The 15167-nt window shown below is 70.1% G+C and carries 17 protein-coding genes and 3 tRNA genes; 11 read left to right on the top strand and 9 right to left on the bottom strand.

The window, feature by feature from the left end; translation table 11 throughout:
- Positions 1-25 precede the first annotated feature (25 nt).
- The gene (locus IE317_RS20520) at positions 26-1354 is read left to right on the top strand and encodes an MFS transporter (protein ID WP_191312423.1); all 1329 of its coding nucleotides are present in this window, start codon (positions 26-28) and stop codon (positions 1352-1354) included.
- A 67-nt stretch (positions 1355-1421) separates the two neighbouring features.
- On the opposite strand, the gene IE317_RS20515 is transcribed toward IE317_RS20520, so the two are convergent.
- The 4 genes from IE317_RS20515 to IE317_RS20500 all read right to left on the bottom strand — a co-directional run bounded on the left by IE317_RS20515 (position 1422) and on the right by IE317_RS20500 (position 4143).
- The gene (locus tag IE317_RS20515) at positions 1422-1898 is read right to left on the bottom strand and encodes a hypothetical protein (protein WP_191312422.1); all 477 of its coding nucleotides are present in this window, start codon (positions 1896-1898) and stop codon (positions 1422-1424) included.
- Between the two features lie 5 nt (positions 1899-1903).
- The gene (locus IE317_RS20510; RefSeq protein ID WP_191312420.1) at positions 1904-2458 is read right to left on the bottom strand and encodes a SigE family RNA polymerase sigma factor; all 555 of its coding nucleotides are present in this window, start codon (positions 2456-2458) and stop codon (positions 1904-1906) included.
- A 4-nt stretch (positions 2459-2462) separates the two neighbouring features.
- The gene (locus IE317_RS20505) at positions 2463-2774 is read right to left on the bottom strand and encodes a hypothetical protein (RefSeq protein ID WP_191312418.1); all 312 of its coding nucleotides are present in this window, start codon (positions 2772-2774) and stop codon (positions 2463-2465) included.
- Between the two features lie 169 nt (positions 2775-2943).
- Positions 2944-4143, bottom strand: a complete 1200-nt coding sequence (locus IE317_RS20500; protein WP_191312416.1) for a L,D-transpeptidase — start codon at positions 4141-4143, stop codon at positions 2944-2946.
- Positions 4144-4611: 468 nt separating this feature from the next.
- On the opposite strand from IE317_RS20500, the gene IE317_RS20495 reads away from it, so the two are divergent.
- Positions 4612-4815, top strand: coding sequence for a cold-shock protein (locus IE317_RS20495; RefSeq protein WP_003097368.1), 204 nt, complete (start codon positions 4612-4614; stop codon positions 4813-4815).
- 113 nt (positions 4816-4928) lie between these two features.
- Here IE317_RS20495 and IE317_RS20490 read toward each other — a convergent pair whose 3' ends face one another.
- Positions 4929-5378 (bottom strand): hypothetical protein, encoded by a 450-nt coding sequence (locus IE317_RS20490; RefSeq protein WP_191312414.1) that lies wholly within the window; start codon positions 5376-5378, stop codon positions 4929-4931.
- Between the two features lie 755 nt (positions 5379-6133).
- On the opposite strand from IE317_RS20490, the gene IE317_RS20485 reads away from it, so the two are divergent.
- The 5 genes from IE317_RS20485 to IE317_RS20465 all read left to right on the top strand — a co-directional run bounded on the left by IE317_RS20485 (position 6134) and on the right by IE317_RS20465 (position 7707).
- Entirely contained in the window at positions 6134-6388 is a 255-nt protein-coding gene (locus IE317_RS20485; RefSeq protein WP_086838175.1) for a hypothetical protein, read from the top strand.
- Between the two features lie 151 nt (positions 6389-6539).
- Positions 6540-7316: an SCO6745 family protein gene (locus tag IE317_RS20480; protein ID WP_191312411.1), complete on the top strand. Its 777-nt coding sequence runs from the start codon at positions 6540-6542 to the stop codon at positions 7314-7316.
- Positions 7317-7433: 117 nt separating this feature from the next.
- Positions 7434-7506, top strand: a tRNA-Glu gene (locus tag IE317_RS20475).
- A 22-nt stretch (positions 7507-7528) separates the two neighbouring features.
- Positions 7529-7602: transfer RNA gene (locus tag IE317_RS20470), tRNA-Asp, on the top strand.
- Between the two features lie 31 nt (positions 7603-7633).
- Positions 7634-7707: transfer RNA gene (locus IE317_RS20465), tRNA-Phe, on the top strand.
- 60 nt (positions 7708-7767) lie between these two features.
- Here IE317_RS20465 and IE317_RS20460 read toward each other — a convergent pair.
- Positions 7768-8151, bottom strand: coding sequence for a hypothetical protein (locus IE317_RS20460; RefSeq protein WP_191312410.1), 384 nt, complete (start codon positions 8149-8151; stop codon positions 7768-7770).
- A 63-nt stretch (positions 8152-8214) separates the two neighbouring features.
- On the opposite strand from IE317_RS20460, the gene IE317_RS20455 reads away from it, so the two are divergent.
- From IE317_RS20455 to IE317_RS20445, 3 genes are all read left to right on the top strand, one after another.
- A complete protein-coding gene (locus tag IE317_RS20455) occupies positions 8215-8784 on the top strand; it encodes a class I SAM-dependent methyltransferase (RefSeq protein ID WP_229902811.1) in 570 nt (189 codons plus the stop codon).
- 117 nt (positions 8785-8901) lie between these two features.
- Complete coding sequence (locus tag IE317_RS20450; RefSeq protein ID WP_191312406.1) at positions 8902-9252, top strand: YciI family protein; 351 nt, start codon at positions 8902-8904, stop codon at positions 9250-9252.
- 33 nt (positions 9253-9285) lie between these two features.
- Entirely contained in the window at positions 9286-10077 is a 792-nt protein-coding gene (locus IE317_RS20445) for an arylamine N-acetyltransferase family protein (protein ID WP_191312403.1), read from the top strand.
- On the opposite strand, the gene IE317_RS20440 is transcribed toward IE317_RS20445, so the two are convergent.
- Positions 10071-12392, bottom strand: coding sequence for a sensor domain-containing protein (locus tag IE317_RS20440; RefSeq protein WP_191312401.1), 2322 nt, complete (start codon positions 12390-12392; stop codon positions 10071-10073). The genes IE317_RS20445 and IE317_RS20440 overlap by 7 nt on opposite strands.
- A gap of 65 nt (positions 12393-12457) precedes the next feature.
- A complete protein-coding gene (locus IE317_RS20435; protein ID WP_229902810.1) occupies positions 12458-13186 on the bottom strand; it encodes a rhomboid-like protein in 729 nt (242 codons plus the stop codon).
- A 168-nt stretch (positions 13187-13354) separates the two neighbouring features.
- Here IE317_RS20435 and IE317_RS20430 point away from each other — a divergent pair, with 168 nt between their 5' ends.
- Positions 13355-13900 (top strand): hypothetical protein, encoded by a 546-nt coding sequence (locus IE317_RS20430; RefSeq protein ID WP_191312399.1) that lies wholly within the window; start codon positions 13355-13357, stop codon positions 13898-13900.
- 21 nt (positions 13901-13921) lie between these two features.
- Here the strand turns inward: IE317_RS20430 and IE317_RS20425 are convergent, their stop codons facing one another.
- Positions 13922-15127, bottom strand: coding sequence for an alkaline phosphatase (locus IE317_RS20425; protein ID WP_191312397.1), 1206 nt, complete (start codon positions 15125-15127; stop codon positions 13922-13924).
- Positions 15128-15167 lie beyond the last annotated feature (40 nt).

Below are 15167 nucleotides of genomic sequence, written 5' to 3'. Positions count from 1 at the left end.
AGCAGCAACGACGGGCAAACCGTCAGTGGACGAGAGAACCGTCAAGCGCGCCGTGTGGGCGTCGGCCATGGGCAACGCCACCGAGTGGTACGACTACGGCGTCTTCACCTCGGGTGCGATCGCGGTCAGCATCGGCACGCAGTTCTTCCCCGGCGAAGGCAACGCGGTCCTGAAGTCGCTGGCGCTGCTGGCGATCGGGTTCATCGTGCGCCCGTTCGGCGGGGCCTTCTTCGGGCCGCTCGGCGACAAGCTCGGCCGCAAGCGCGTGCTCGCCATCACGATCCTGCTGATGTCCGGCTGCACGTTCCTGGTCGGCGTCCTGCCGACGTACGCGGGCAGCTACAGCATGGGCATCGCGGCGCCGATCGCGATCCTGCTGCTGCGGATCATCCAGGGCTTCTCCACCGGCGGCGAGTACGGCGGCGCGGCGACGTTCATCGCCGAGTACTCCCCGACGAAACGCCGTGGCTTCTTCGGCAGCTTCCTCGAGCTCGGCACGCTGGCCGGCTACGTGCTCGGCAACCTGGTGGTGCTCTCGGTGACGCTGTCCCTGTCGGCCGACCAGGTCGACGCCTGGGGCTGGCGGATCCCGTTCTTCGTCGCGCTGCCGCTCGGCCTGATCGGGCTCTACCTGCGGAACAAGCTCGAGGACACCCCCGAGTTCCGCCGGATGGAAGCCGCGGGCGAGGCGCCGAAGAAGGCACCGCTCAAGGAGATCTTCGTCCGCAACTGGCGGATGATCCTCAACCTGATCGGCATCGTGCTGCTGCTGAACGTCGCGGACTACCTGCTGCTGACGACGATGCCGACGTACTTCACCGACACGTTGAAGATCAACGACAATACGGCGACGCTGATCATCATCGCGGTCGAGGTCATCCAGATGGCGATCATCATCCCGCTCGGCGCGCTGTCCGACCGGATCGGCCGGAAACCCCTGCTGCTCACCGCGGCCATCGGGTTCCTGGTGCTGAGCTGGCCCAGCCTCAAGCTCATGCAGTCCGGCAGCATCCTGTGGCTGTTCGTCGGGTTCCTGATCGTGGCGATCCTGCTGGTCCTGATCCTCGCGGTGATCGGCTCGACGTTCCCGGCGATGTTCCCCACGCGGGTGCGCTACGGCTCGTTCGCGATCGGCTACAACATCTCGACGTCGCTGTTCGGCGGCACCGCCGGGGTCATCGTGACCGCGCTGATCAAGAGCACCGGCAACGAGGACTGGCCGGCGTACTACCTGATGGCGGCGGCGCTGATCGCGATCATCCCGATCATCAAGATCCCGGAGACGTCGCAGGTGCCGATGGAGCAGATCGACACCGAAGACAACAGCGGGAAGCTGGCCTCGGCTCAGCGCTGAGCGGTCTGCGGAAATCGTGTGCCCCGCCCGGTGGTCCGGGCGGGGCACACGTGCGTCGGGGGAGTGGCTAGCGCGTGGTCGCCGTCGGTGCGCCCGGCCGGGTCACGGCCGTGCTCGTGGGAGCCGGCAGCGACGAGCGGGAGTTCTCCCGCGGGCCCGCGGACGGCGCCTGGGGAACGGACGTCCGCGGGCTGCGCGGCCGGGTCTGGCCCGGCTCGGCCGACGGTGACACCGGGGCGATCGACGTCGCCGGGACCGGCAGCTCGGTGGGCGTCGGGGCGGGGGACGTGGTGCCGACCGTGGACAGTCCCGGCCCGGCCGGCTGCACCGGCTCCGGCGGCCCCGCGCGGTGGCCGGCCAGGAAACCGGCCACCGCGAGGACGACCGCCGTCGCGGCCGAAGTGCCCGCCACGGCGAAGCGCTTGCGCCGTCGCCGGACCCGGCCGCCGCGCTCGATCACGTCGGCGGCTTCGAGGCGCATCGGCGGCTGCGAGCCGCCGGCCGCGCCGGTCAGGAACGCGCGGACGTCGTCTTCGGGGTCCATGTTCGTCACCTCCCCTCCGTGCGGGCGCTGAAGGTCAGCGCACCGTAGTGCGGGCCGAGCCGGTTGCGCAGCGTGGCCAGGCCCCGCGAGGTCTGGGACTTCACCGTGCCGGTGCTGCAGCCGAGCGCCTTCGCCGTCTCCTCGACGCTCAGGTCCTCGAAGTACCGCAGCACCAGCACGGCGCGCTGCTTGGGGGCCAGTACGGCCAGCGCCTGCCGGACCAGTTCGTCCTGGTCGCTCGCGGCGGGCTCCGCCGGGAGTTCCGGCGGAGCATCGGTGAGCCGCTCCCGTTTCCACCTGCTGCGCCGGTGCTCGGCGAGGAACGTGCGCAGGACGACCTTGCGCGCGTAGGCGTCCAGCGCATCGTGCCGCGACAGCTTCGGCCAGGCGAGGTAGAGCTTGAGCAGCGCGGCCTGCGTGAGGTCTTCGGCCTGGTGCCAGTCCCCGCAGAGCAGGAAGGCGGTCGATCGCAGGCTGTGCGCGCGCTCGCCGAAGTACCGGGCGAACTCGCCGTCCCACGGCGAGCCCGGCCCGGTCGACGGACGGGAGCGGGAAATCACCTGGTTACCGGGTCTCCCACACGGCCGGCAGGTGCAGGTCACCGGTCGGCCCGGCCGGGACGGCGCGGGGGACGCGCGCAGGGCGGGCCGGGACGGCGATCGGGGCGCGCGACGTCGCTGGGACAGCGCTCGGCGCCTGCTGGGGCCGGGTCCGGGTGGCCGGGGCGGGCGCCACGGTCGGCTCGCCCGGCCGGGTCGTCTGGGTCGGGCTCGGGGCGGCCGGCGCCTGCGCCTCCGAAGCCAGCGCGATGCCACCGGTCAGGGCGCCGCCGGCGAGCACGAGCGCGCCGAGGGTCAGGGCGATGCGGATACGCAAGACAGCTCCTCATTCTCGCGGGCGCAGCTGGGGATCGCTGCGCCTCTGCCCGTAGTCATGCGGCGGGTGATCACCGGGGTTGCATCGGATTTCGCGGGTTTCCCGGGGAAACGCGAACGGCCGGGAAGCCCGCAGTGGACTTCCCGGCCGCCCGGTGTTCCGCGGTGGTTCAGTGGGCGAGCGCCGACAGCTTCTGCCAGCTCGCCCAGTCGTAGGTCCAGTCGCTGTAGTCGCCGTCCTTCGAGGTCAGCGTCTGCGTGCTGCCGGTGATCTCCACCGGGTCGCCCGTCAGCGCGCCGTCGAAGTACTCCTTGGCCCGCGCCGGGGAGAGGTTCAGGCAGCCGTGGGAGATGTTCTTCTTGCCCTGGGCCCAGACCGACGCCGCCAAGCCGTGGATGAACTCGCCGTTGTTGGAGATCCGGACCGCCCACGGCACGTTGACGTCTGTGTAGTTGTACCGGGGGTTGCTCATCGAGTAGGTCGCGTGCTTCGACATGACGACGTGCACGCCGCTGTGCGTGACGCGGCCCGGGTCGGAGTCGAGGCCGTAGCTCACCGGGTAGTCGGCGATCTGCTGGCCGTCGCGGATCACCTGCATCGTGTGCTGCTGGGTGTTGCCCTTGACGATCTGCGACCGCCCGATGGCGAAGCTGGCCGACACGTCCTGCTTGCCGTACACGCCGTCGCCGATCTTGACGCCGTAGATCTTCGCGTTGACCTTCACCTGCGTGTTGGGCTTGAAGTACTCCTTCGGCCGCCAGTGCACCGAGGCGTCACCGGGCATCCAGGCCCAGGAGCCCTCGGTTTTCGGCGTGGTCTCGACCGACAGCGCCTTCTCGACCGAAGCCTTGTCCGTGACGCGGCTCGGGAAGGTCAGCGCGATCGGCATCGCGATGCCGTACGTCTGGCCGTCACCGACGTTCAGGCTGGCCGCCATCTGCTTCTTCGGCTTGACCGTGGTGAAGGCGCCGGAGATCGAGACGTTCTTGCCGTCGGCGCCCTGCACCTGGCCGGTCCAGGTGTAGGTCTTGCCGTAGCCGAGCTGCTCGGTGGTGGTCCAGCTCTTCTTGTCCGCCGAGGCCTGCCCCTGGACCTGCTTGCCGTCCGGGTTGGTCAGGGTGACCGACATGATCGTGCCGTCGGTGACCTGCACCCCGACCGGTTCGCCGGGCGCCACGTCCTGTGCGCCGCCGGCCGGTGTCACCGTCAGCTTCGCGGGCTGCGCACTGGGCGCGGGCGAGCTGGTCGGGCCGCCGCCCGACGAACCGCTCGCCGAGACCGTCGGTTCGCTGCTGCACGCCCCCAGCGCCAGCGCGGCGACCAGTCCCAGTGCCACAGCAGCGCCCCGGCGCCGCGTGGAGATCCTCACCGTCACACCCAATCCCCTTTGCCCCTTTAGTGCTTCCCCTCTCCGAGACGTCCCGTGAACCGGATACGTTGAGCAACCACGGCGTGACGAACGTCACAATAGTCGCGGAGAGCTTTCACGGAGGGGGCACGGGCGACTCCGAGCCGTATCCGGTGATCACGGCGCCGCTGTGCTGCGCCAGACTAGCCGGTGGGTACGACGGAACGGGGTGGAAGCCCTACGACGTTCCGGTGACCTTGGTGCCCAGAGCCGGTTTTCGCCTCGATCACGGGGTTCAACTTTGGCCAGATCCCGGTAGTCTGCTCTCAGGCCGTCGTTTTGCGTGTTAGTGGCTTCACACTCGCGGAACTTCTGACGCGAGCCATGGAGCCGACACGCTCTTGACTCGACTCGTTGGAACCGCCCGGGACGGTCGGGGTGCCGCTTCGGTGGCATTCGAAGCGGATCTGTGTAACGAGGAGTACAGCGGTGGCGCAAGGCACTGTGAAGTGGTTCAACGCGGAGAAGGGCTTCGGCTTCATCGCGCAGGACGGCGGCGAAGGCGACGTGTTCGTTCACTACTCGGAGATCGAGGGCCGCGGTTTCCGCACCCTCGAGGAGAACCAGCGAGTGGAGTTCGAGGTCGGCCAGGGCCAGAAGGGTCCGCAGGCCCAGAAGGTCCGCGCGATCTGAAACTGAGGCTGCACAAGCCTCGCAGGCCCTTTTGCGCGTCTTAAGGCCTGAGTGAAGGGGCCCCCGGCTTCCGCCGGGGGCCCTTTCTCGTGGGTCGGTGTGGTCGCTGCGGTTCAGCGCCGCGCGACGGCCGGCGCGTCGAAGGCGTCGGCGGGGAAGTGGAACTCGTCGGTGAGGTCGGTGAGGCCGGCGACCTCGTCGACGGCGTGCTGCCGCTGGTCCTGCGCGGAGGAGGCCTGCCCCTCCCAGTTGAGCCGCTCGAGGATCCACTCCTGAGCGAGCGCCTGCGGCGAGATCTGCCGCTCGGCGGCGATGTCCTTGAGCTGCTGGTTGGCCACGAGGCTCATCCGCAGCTGGATGACCTGCGCCTCACCGAACCGCTTGCCGGATCCGGTGCTTTCGAGGTCGTTGTCGGGCGCCAGCGCCGCCAGGTACGACGTGAGTTCAGTGTCCTCGACAACACCGTCGTCCACGGGCTTCGCGGCACCACGATGACGCCCGGAAGACGCGGCGGCTTTCAGGTTCGTGCGGCTGCTCAAGCGGCCAAGGGAGGGAAGAGGCACGCCGCCACGATAACGTTTGTATCTCGCCACACAAACCACTGTGAGCTACAACACGCCCCCCACCCTCCCCATTCAGCCCAACAAACCCCCATTCAGCCCAACCCCCAACCACTCAAAGCAACCCCCACCTAACCCACCGAGTCGATCACCGCCTCTCACGCACCCTTCCCCCCGCAGAGGCCAGGGCGCGCAGCGCCCGAGGCCGGGGAGCACTCCGGCAGGGCGCGCAGCGCCCGAGGGTGGGGACAGCTTCGCAGGGCGCGCAGCGCCCGCCCGAGGATGGGCACGGGTTGGCCGAGGCGCGCAGCGCCCGAGGCAAAAGGGACCACGCTGGGAGCTGAGCCAGAGGCACCGTGGGGGGTCCGGGGGGCTCGGCCCCCCGGGTCAGCACACCGAAATGATTGGGCCAGGCGAAGGGCGAAGCCCGGAGCGGCCCAAGAAATGGAGGACCCCCGCGCCAGGGGGAGGAACGCGGGGGTCGGAGGGGATCTCCACAGGCGCTGACCGGGGGTGTGTCAGCTCTTCGATTGTTGCACGAGTTGGGTGGTTGGGCGAGTGGAGAGCGGGAAATTTCCCCGTGTGGTGTCACTTTGGCTGGGGGGTGACGTTCGTTCGGGTGGGGTTCTTCTCCGGGGTTGCCGATTGCGCTGCGTTGAGCGGAGCGTGGCCTCAGGTTCACTCTCCGGGGGGCTGTGTGTGGTGGCTGGTGCTGGTTAGCCTCGCGGCCAAGTTGTTGTGAGCCGTGTGGAGGGGCTATGAGCGGGTCTGTTGAAGTGCGGCAGTTCCTCCTTCGGTACGAAGGTGCCGATGGGGGGAGTGCGCCGTTTGCCGGGGCGTTGCCGGCGCAGCGGAGTGGGGCGGCGGATGCGCAGCGGGTGTCGGATGATCAGGTTCGGCGGGCTCGGCTGGCGGTGGCGAATGGTGCCCTGGGGGTCGAGGACTGTGTTCAGTTGCTGGAGATGCTGGGTCTGAACCTGGATGAGGACGGGCAGGCGCCGGTTCAGCGTTGAGCGGGTGGGTCCGGCGTGGTCGCGCCGGGCCCGTTCCGTGATATTTCCGCAGGTTGTGGCCCTTTTCGGGCAGTGATTGCCAGGCTGTTCCGGGTTGGTTGACGCAGGTTTCGTAACAGTGTTACGGTTGTGGTGTCGAAAGGGGAACGGCATGACGACCATCGAAGGCGCGGCGAGTCTGGCGAACCGGATCAGGCCGGTGGTGCAGGTACTGGGCGGGAAGTTCATGACGTCGCCGGAGCTGGCCGCGGTGGAAGCCGAAGTGGGGCTGCCGCCGCGTTCGCTGTACGTGCGGGGGCGGTCGGCGGTGCTCGGGGACGTCCCGCCGAAGGTGGCCGCGGAGTTGTTCGGCATCTTCCCGCACTGGCTCTTCGACCTCGTCTTGCCGCCGGCAACGGCGGTCCTCGACGCGCCCGCCGCGGTTCGCGCCTACGCGGAGTCATCGGCTCGGTGGTCGCGCGTCAGCCTTTCGGCCGTATCGGAGCCCGGCCGCTTGGCGGAGCTGTTGTTCCGGGTCGTCGACGCCGCGGACGCCAGCGGGCTGGCGCTGTTCGCGGGGTGGAAGAACGCCGAGCGTCCCGCGGGGGACGTCGAGCGCCTCGGCTTCGCGCTGATGGTCTTCCGCGAGCTGCGCGGCGGCCTCCACTTCGCGGCCCTGCGCGCGCTGGGTCTGTCGGTCCCGGAGGCGGTGGTCGCGGACCCGGAGGGCGGCCGCGCGCGCCTGCTGCGCACGGCGTGGCCGGAGGCCGCGGCCGACGAGCTGATCGCGTCGGCGGAGCGCAAGCCGGACCTGCGAGAGCGTTGGCAGCGCGCCGAAGCCCTGACCGACGACCGGATCGGCGAACTGCTGGCGTCGGCGCTGACCGAGCCGGAGCGCGCCGAGCTTGATCGACGCCTGGCCGACTTGGCGATGTTTGTGCAGGTCTGAGCGCCGCCGGGGGCTTAAGGAACCCCCTGTGCAAAGCGGTGGCGGCGTGCCCTATGCTTGTAATCGCTCCCAGGGGAACCTGAGAGCGCGGTCGGTCGGTCACCCGAAACCGGCCGGGCTCCCATCGTTCAGCGGCCTAGGACTCCGCCCTTTCAAGGCGGCAACGCGGGTTCGAATCCCGTTGGGAGTACGCAGTACCGATGTAAATGCAAGGCCCTGTGGCGCAGTTGGTTAGCGCGTCGCCCTGTCACGGCGAAGGTCGCGGGTTCGAGTCCCGTCAGGGTCGCAAGATCGTTCGGCTCCTAGCCGGCGTTCCCGGCCAGGTAGCTCAGTTGGTACGAGCGTCCGCCTGAAAAGCGGAAGGTCGCCGGTTCGACCCCGGCCCTGGCCACGCACGAAGAAGCCGTCTTGACTCCGGTCAAGGCGGCTTTCTTGTTTCTGCGGCCGGCCGTCAAGCGCTGAACGGCACGACGACGATCTGGTCGTCGTCCTCGTAGACGATCCTTCCGGGCGCCTCGTGCGAGACCAGCTTGTCGCACCGGATGCCGTGGGCGTCGAGGATTTCCAGGTAGCCGGCAGCGCGCGCGACGAGCGCTTCGGCCGACTCCTTGAACCACGCAGTCGCCCCCGGGTTGACCGAGTGGTCGTAGACGGTCGGGTCGGCAGTCGTCGGGTTGGTGTAGTGGGACTCGTACCAAGCGTGGTTGGTCCGGCGGAACTCTTCCTGCTCGGCCGTGAGCCGACCGGCCCTGCTGAAGGTGTTGATCAACCCGAAGAACCCGGGATGGCGCCCTTCGGCGGTGGGCTCGGCGCTCTGGAACCTGACGTAGGCCATGCGGCATTCATACCGCGTCCGCGGGCGCGCGGAACTGTCGGTGCGGACCGGCACGATGTCACCGTGACGAACATCTGGGACGCCGAAGCCGCCACTTTCGACGACCAGCCCGACCACGGCCTGCGGGACCCCGCCGTGCGGGCTGCGTGGTCGGACCTGCTGCTGCCGCGGATGCCGCCGGCTCCCGCGGCCGTCGTGGACCTCGGGTGCGGGACCGGAAGCCTCTCCTTATTGCTCGCGCAGGCCGGCCATGCCGTGTGTGGCGTTGATCTCTCGCCGCGGATGCTCGCTGTCGCCGCCGGGAAGACCGCCGAGGTGGACTTCCGGGTGGGGGATGCCGCCGATCCGCCGTGTCCACCTCATTCCTACGACGTCGTACTGGCGCGGCATGTGCTGTGGGCCATGCCCGACGCGGCCGCCGCGCTCGGGGCCTGGGTGCGGTTGCTGAAGCCCGGCGGCCGGCTGGTGCTCGTCGAAGGCCGGTGGTTCACCGGGGCCGGAATCACCGCGGCCGAGTGCGAGCGCCTCGTCCTGGCCCGGCGAGAAGAGGCGACCGTGACCCGGCTCGACGACCCGGCCCTGTGGGGTGGCCCGATCGAAGACGAACGGTACGTGCTCGTCAGCCGACGATGACGCGCTAGGCCGAACGAGTGAACCGCGGAATGCCGTGTCCGGACTTCAGCGGTAGCACCGACCCCTCGGCGAACGGCCGCCCACCAGGGGCGCGCCACCCACCCACGGGAGCCGAAAATGCGTTACCTGCTGACCCTCCACATGAACCCCACCCTCTGGGCCACCCTCACCGACGACCAGAAGAACGCCGTCTACGAAGGTCACGGTGCCTTCAGCCGGCTCATCACCGACTCCGGCGAGATGGTCGAGACCAAGGCGCTCGCCGAACCCGGCGACACCAAGACCGTCCGGGTCGAGAACGGGGTGGCGCACACGAAAACCGGCGGCTACGTCGAGTCGGAGGCCTTCCTCTGCGGCTACTACGTCGTCGACGTCGAAAGCGAAGAGCGCGCCGTCGAGCTGGCCGCGAAGATCCCCGACGCCGAGTACACCGCCGTCGAGGTGCGGAAGATCGTCCATGAAGGTTGACCTCCAGCAAGGTCGAGGGTCCACCATGGATCCATGACCACCGAAGGGGAATGGGGCATCGGCGCCGTCGATCTCGACGCCTACCTCGCGCGCGTCGGGCAGCCGCGGCGGGCGCCGTCCGAGGCGGCGCTCAAGGCGCTCATGCGTGCCCACGTCAACACCATCCCGTTCGAGAACATCGACGTCGTTCTCGGGCAGCACCAAGGGATTTCGCTCGACGTCGTCAGCGCGAAGCTGGTCGGACGGCGGCGGGGCGGCTACTGCTACGAGCAGAGTGGCCTCTTCGCCGCCGTCCTCGAGCAACTCGGCTACACCGTGCACCGGCTGTCCGCGCGCGTGCAGCCGCGGCGGCCGGGGCCCTACACGCACATGACGCTCGTCGTCGACGTCGACGAGCAGAGCTTCCTCGCCGACGTCGGGTTCGGGGCCGGGATCCTCGACCCCATGCCGCTCGTCGACGGCCACGAAGTCGACCAGGCCGGGTGGCCGCACCGGATCACCCACCGGAACGGCTGGTGGACGCTGCAGAAGGGCGAGGAGGACATCCTCGAATTCCGCCTCAACGAGATGCACCCCATCGACTACGAGGTCTACCACCACTACACGTCGACGCACCCGAAGTCGCCGTTCACCGGGCGGCTGGTGATCATGACGATCGAACCGGGCGTCAGCCGCAAGCTCCTCGGGCGGGAACTCACCGTCGAGAAACCCGACGGCAGCAGCAAGACCTCCACCGTCGCGCCCGACGAGCTCGACACGACCCTCAAGGACCTCGGCATCGAGCTGACCGGCGACGAACTGGAGCGGCTGAAGCAGGTCTACTGACCGAACAGCTCGGCCGCCGGTACCGGGCGGCCGAGGTGGTAGCCCTGCGCCTGGTCGCAGCCGAGCGCGCGGAGCAGTTCCAGCTGCTCCGCGCACTCGACGCCCTCGGCGATCACCGTCAGGTCCACCGCGTGGGCCATCGCGATGATGCTCGTGACGATCGCCTCCGCGTCCCGTGACTCGGCGATCCCGGTGATGAACGACCGGTCGATCTTGAGCGTGTCCAGCGTCAGCCGGCGCAGCTGCGCGAGCGACGAATAGCCGGTGCCGAAGTCGTCGATGGCCAGCAGCACACCCAAGGACCGCAGGGACGCCAGCACTTCCGCGGCCGCTTCCTGGTCGCGCATCAACGCGCTTTCGGTGACCTCCAGGCAGAGCGCCCCGGCCGGCAGCCCGGTGGCCGCCAGCGCGTCCTGGACCGCGGGCACCAGGTGCGGGTCGTCGAGCTGGCGGGTGGAGAGGTTGACCTTCAACGTGAGGTCCAGACCTTGGCGCACCCGCCGCGTGGCGAGCTCGCGGGTCGTCGCGCGCAGCATCTCCTTGCCGATCACGTTGATCAGGTCGCTCTCCTCGGCGAGCGGGATGAACTCCGACGGCGAGATCGGGCCGTGCCGGGGGTGCGTCCACCGCAGCAGCGCCTCCACCGCGACCATCTCGCCGCTCCGCAGGTCGACGACCGGCTGGTAGGCGGGCCAGAGCTGCCCGTCGTGGACCGCGTCGCGCAGGTCCTGCTCCATCCGCAGCCGCCGCTGCATCCGCTCGCGCAGGCTGACGTCGAAGAAGTGGTGCCGGCCGCGGCCGAGCGCTTTCGCCTGGTACATCGCGACATCCGCGTCGCGCAGCAGGTCTTCGGCGCTGCGGCGGTCGTCGCGGCCGACGAGCACGACGCCGATGCTCGCGTCGAGGTGCAGCTGCCTGCCGAGGACGCCGATCGGTTCGGCCAGCGCGGCCCGCAGGTGCTCGGCCAGCGCGCGGACCTCGCCTGCGTCGGTGACCTCGGCGGTGACGACGACGAACTCGTCGCCGCCGAGCCGGCCGACCAGGTCGTCGCGGCCCGAGCTGCGGCGCAGGCGTTCGCCGACGATCCGCAGCACCTGGTCGCCGACCGAGTGCCCGAGCGAGTCGTTGATGACCTTGAACTTGTCCAGGTCGAGGAACAGCACGGTGACCGCGCCCCGCGAGCGGACGTCGAGCCTGCCGAGCACCAGGGTCCGGTTCGCCAGCCGGGTCAGCGGGTCGTGCGTGGCGTCGTGCGCGAGCTGCGCGCTGATCGCGCGGGTCTCGGTGATGTCGGTGAACGACGTGACCACGGCCATCGCCGCCGGGTCGTCCGGGTCGAGCAGCCGCGAGGTCAGCGACACCCAGACGTCCCGGCCGTCCGGCCGGCGCAGGCGGACGACCAGGCCGTTGTGCGTGACGCCGGTGCGCCGGGTCTGCACCGACGGCATCTCGTCCGGCGGGATCCACTGCCCGGACTCGGTGAACAGCGTCAGCGTGTGGCACGGGACGCCGATCAGGTCGGCTTCGGCGACGCCGAGGATCCGGCAGGCCGCCGGGTTCGCCGCTTCGATCAGTCCGCCGGCGCCCATCACGAGCACGCCTTCGTCGAGGGACGCGACCACCGTGCGGTAGTTCTGCTCGGCCCGCCGCCGCGCGGTTTCGTCGGCGCAGACGAGCACGTACCCGTCGTTCATCTCGGCGGCCGAGACGCGGATCGCCAGGGGAGCGCCGTCCCGCCGCCGGTGCACCGCTTCCGCGACGCCGCCGCCGCGCCGGATGGCCGGCAGGTCGAGCGGCGCGCCGACGAGCTCGCTCGCCCGCCGCCCGACGGCTTCGGCCGCGGTCCAGCCGTACACCGCCTCGGCGGCCGGGTTCCAGCTGGTCACGACGCCTTCGCCGGTGGTCGCGATCAAGGCGTCGCTGACGTGCGACACCAGCGCGGCCTGGTAGCGGAGGGCGTCGGCGGCCGCCTTCTTCGCCGTGATGTCGCGCATGACGACCTGGTACTTGGCCGCACCGAGCCGCACGAACACCGTCTCGACGGCGAACTTGCTGCCGTCCACCCGGGACATCAGCGCTTCGACGGGCTCGCTCGCCTGCCCCGGCTTCGTCAGCCGGGCGAGCTTTTCGATCACCGCGGCCTGCGCGTCCTCGGCGACGAAGTCGGTGAAGCGGCGGCCGACCACCTCGTCGGCGGAGCGCGCGGCGAGCGTTTCGAGGGCCGCGCGGTTGGCGTAGGTGAGCACGCCGTGCTCGTGCACGCAGATCGCGTCCGGACTCAGCTCGACCAGTTCGGCGAGCGAGTCGGCCTCCATGTGCGTCCGTCCCCCGTGAAGTCGGCGTGTGGCTCGTCGATTACACCACCGACTCCGGCTCGTGCCTACCCGGCGGAATCCGGGCCCGGCCTGCGGATGCGCGTCCGCAGCCACGGCCCGCACACCAGCAGCCCGAAGTGCGCGGCGAACGCGTGGCCGAGCAGCGTGACGATCGAGTCGAGGCTGACCGGGTCGTCGCTCAGCCAGATCACCGCGATGAACGCCTCCATCGCGGCCAGCGCCGCCAGGCGTACGCGGCGGGGCAGGAGGAACACCAGCGCGCCGGCGGTGGTGAAGAAGCCGTAGCTGACCCCTATGTCGAGCCAGTGCCCGGCCGAACTCGGCAGCACGCGCGCGCTGATCAAGGCCATCACCGGCAGTTCGGTGACGAGCGTGGCCACGATGTGGCCGGAGAAGAACACCAGCGCCGTGTGGCGGGCGCCGAACCGGCGTTCCAGCGGCGCGACGGCGATCGCGAAGATCACCGCGTAGGGCAGCCAGCTCTCGCCGGGCAACCAGATCGCGCTGGTCAGCAGGGAGGTCAGCGGCCGCCGCCACAGGTTGTGGGCGTCGGTGCTGGACAGCAGGAGCAGCCGGTCGGTCAGCGCCGGGTCGGCGAACCTGAGCAGCAGGGTGGTGCCCAGCAGGACGACCAGGTAACCGAAGGTGAACGGCGTCGTCTTCGGGCTGGGGACGTACCGGAGTACGGCCCACGGGCCGCGGCGGCGCGCGACGGCGATCGAGGGGATCGGCCGGTCGGCTCGCAGCAGCATGGACCGAGCTTCGGTGGTCATGCTGGGAGTATCACGAGCGGCAGCTTAGAAAACGCTGTGGATGTCACTCACCGTCAGATCTTGCATCACGTGACGAATTTTTGCCGCTACTTCACCCGTTCGGGGTCTTTTTACGGTAAGAATACGGCCACGATGTCGGCCGAAAGGCCTCTCGGGAAGGTCTGTCGGGTGAACGACGAGGTATCGGTCGCCGAGCTGCTCGTGCGCGAGGGCTGGGGCGACCGTGCGGAACCGGGGCCGTCGCGCTGGCGGGTGGTCGCGGTGATGCTCGCCGTCATCGTGGGCTGCGGCGCCGCGGCCGCCCTGGTCGCCTTCGGCGGCAAGGACCGCCAGGACGCTTCCCCGGTCGACCAGATCCAGGTGATCCCGTTCCCGCAGCGCACCACCGGGCTGGGCGGCGCCGATCAGGCGACCGACTCGCCGCCGGACGGCGGGATCGGCGGCGGCACCGGCGGCGACGTCGTCACGGCGTCGAACGAGCACCGCGGCACCGTCACCGAGGTGCCGGGCCGCGACCCGGCCACCACCGACAGCGTCGCCACCGGAACCGCGACCCCGACGGCCACGGCGACCGGCTCGGCTCCCGCGACCACGGGCGGCGCGACCACCACACCGCCGGGGAACCCGCCGCCGCCGTCCGGCGGTCACGTGCCGACCCCGACCCCCACGCCGCGGACCCAGCCCTCGTGCCTCCTGGGGATCATCTGCTGGTGATCGGGTCGGCTGCTCCGCGATTCAGTTGGCTTCAAGACGTGCTGCCTGGACCATCGCGCGGTAGACCTCGGTGTTGTCCAGGGTGTGGCCGAGCGCCCCGGACCCGGGCCCGCTCGCGGTGACCGGCGTGGCGGCGCCGGTGTGGTCGCCGGTCGTCCAGTCCACCTTGAACCGCAGGTTCGAGCCCGGAACCGGGAACGGCCCGTCCTCGTCACCCTCGTTCGGCCCGTCGGCGTTCTCGATGCTCAGCCCGCCGGTTTCGTGGTCGCCGCCGATGATCACCAGGGTGTCCGGGTGCGCGCGGGTGAAGCGCAGCACCTCGGTGATCGCGGCCTCGAGCGCGCGGCCCGCGTCGATCACCGCGTGCGCGTTGTTCTCGTGGGATAAGCCGTCGATGCCCTCTTCTTCGAGGAAGAGGAAGAACCCGCGCGGGTTGGCCGACAGCGTGTCGAGGGCCTTCTTCGCCATCTGGGCCAGGGGGACGCTGGGCGCGTACTTCCCGACGCCGTCCGGCCCGTAGTCGATCATGTCCTCGTTGGCGAACAGGCCGAGGATCCGCGCCGACCGCGTCCGCTGCAGCTCCTGGGCGTTGCGGACGTAGGTGTAGCCGCTGCGCCGGGCCTGCGTCACGAGGTTGCCGTACGGGCTCCGGCTTTCCTCGCCGGGCTTGTCGGGCCACGCGCCGGGCTCGCCCTTCGGGAACCACCAGTCCTCGCCGCCGCCGAGCAGGACGTCCGGACGGCTGTCGGCGACGTACTGGCGGGCGATGTCGCTCTGGAGGTCGCGGCTCGGGACGTGGGCGGCGAACGCGGCCGGGGACGCCCCGGTGACCTGGGCCGTGGTGACCAGGCCGGTCGACTTGCCCGCGCGTTTCGCCTGCTCCAGCACGGTTGGCAGGGGTCGCCCGGCGGGATCGACGCCGACCGCGCCGTTGCGGGTCTTGTGCCCGGTCGCCAGCGCCGTGGCCGCGGCGGCGGAGTCGGTGACGACCTCCTCGGGGTCATCGGGATCGGTGTGCACGAGCCCGGTGACCGGCAGCCGGTTCATGGCGAGGTCGCCGTGCCGCCCGAGGGTGGCCAAGCGGACCAGCTCGCGCTGGCCGAGGCCCATGCCGTCGCCCTGGATGTAGATGATGTTGCGTGCGTGGCTCGCCGCCGGCTCGGCCGCCGAGGCGGTCACTCCACTGCCGAACAGGACCACTGCCGCCACGAGTACCCCGGACCGCATCGCGCCTCCCGTCGAAATAGTTAGGAAACTTTCCTAACAT

Origin of the sequence: Amycolatopsis bullii (assembly GCF_014654205.1) — a bacterium.
In the GTDB taxonomy this organism is placed as follows: Bacteria; Actinomycetota; Actinomycetes; order Mycobacteriales; family Pseudonocardiaceae; genus Amycolatopsis; species Amycolatopsis plumensis.
The sequence above is the reverse complement of the archived record's forward strand: the minus strand, read 5'-3'. Positions and strand labels throughout refer to the sequence as shown.

Bases quoted from the DNA above. Each gene is read 5' to 3' on its own strand.
- IE317_RS20515 (WP_191312422.1), bottom strand. From the start codon at position 1,898: ATGGACCCCGAAGACGACGTCCGCGCGTTCCTGACCGGCGCGGCCGGC.
- IE317_RS20485 (WP_086838175.1), top strand. From the start codon at position 6,134: ATGAGCGGGTCTGTTGAAGTGCGGCAGTTCCTCCTTCGGTACGAAGGT.
- IE317_RS20480 (WP_191312411.1), top strand. From the start codon at position 6,540: ATGACGACCATCGAAGGCGCGGCGAGTCTGGCGAACCGGATCAGGCCG.
- IE317_RS20460 (WP_191312410.1), bottom strand. From the start codon at position 8,151: ATGGCCTACGTCAGGTTCCAGAGCGCCGAGCCCACCGCCGAAGGGCGC.
- IE317_RS20450 (WP_191312406.1), top strand. From the start codon at position 8,902: ATGCGTTACCTGCTGACCCTCCACATGAACCCCACCCTCTGGGCCACC.
- IE317_RS20445 (WP_191312403.1), top strand. From the start codon at position 9,286: ATGACCACCGAAGGGGAATGGGGCATCGGCGCCGTCGATCTCGACGCC.
- IE317_RS20440 (WP_191312401.1), bottom strand. From the start codon at position 12,392: ATGGAGGCCGACTCGCTCGCCGAACTGGTCGAGCTGAGTCCGGACGCG.
- IE317_RS20435 (WP_229902810.1), bottom strand. From the start codon at position 13,186: ATGACCACCGAAGCTCGGTCCATGCTGCTGCGAGCCGACCGGCCGATC.
- IE317_RS20425 (WP_191312397.1), bottom strand. From the start codon at position 15,127: ATGCGGTCCGGGGTACTCGTGGCGGCAGTGGTCCTGTTCGGCAGTGGA.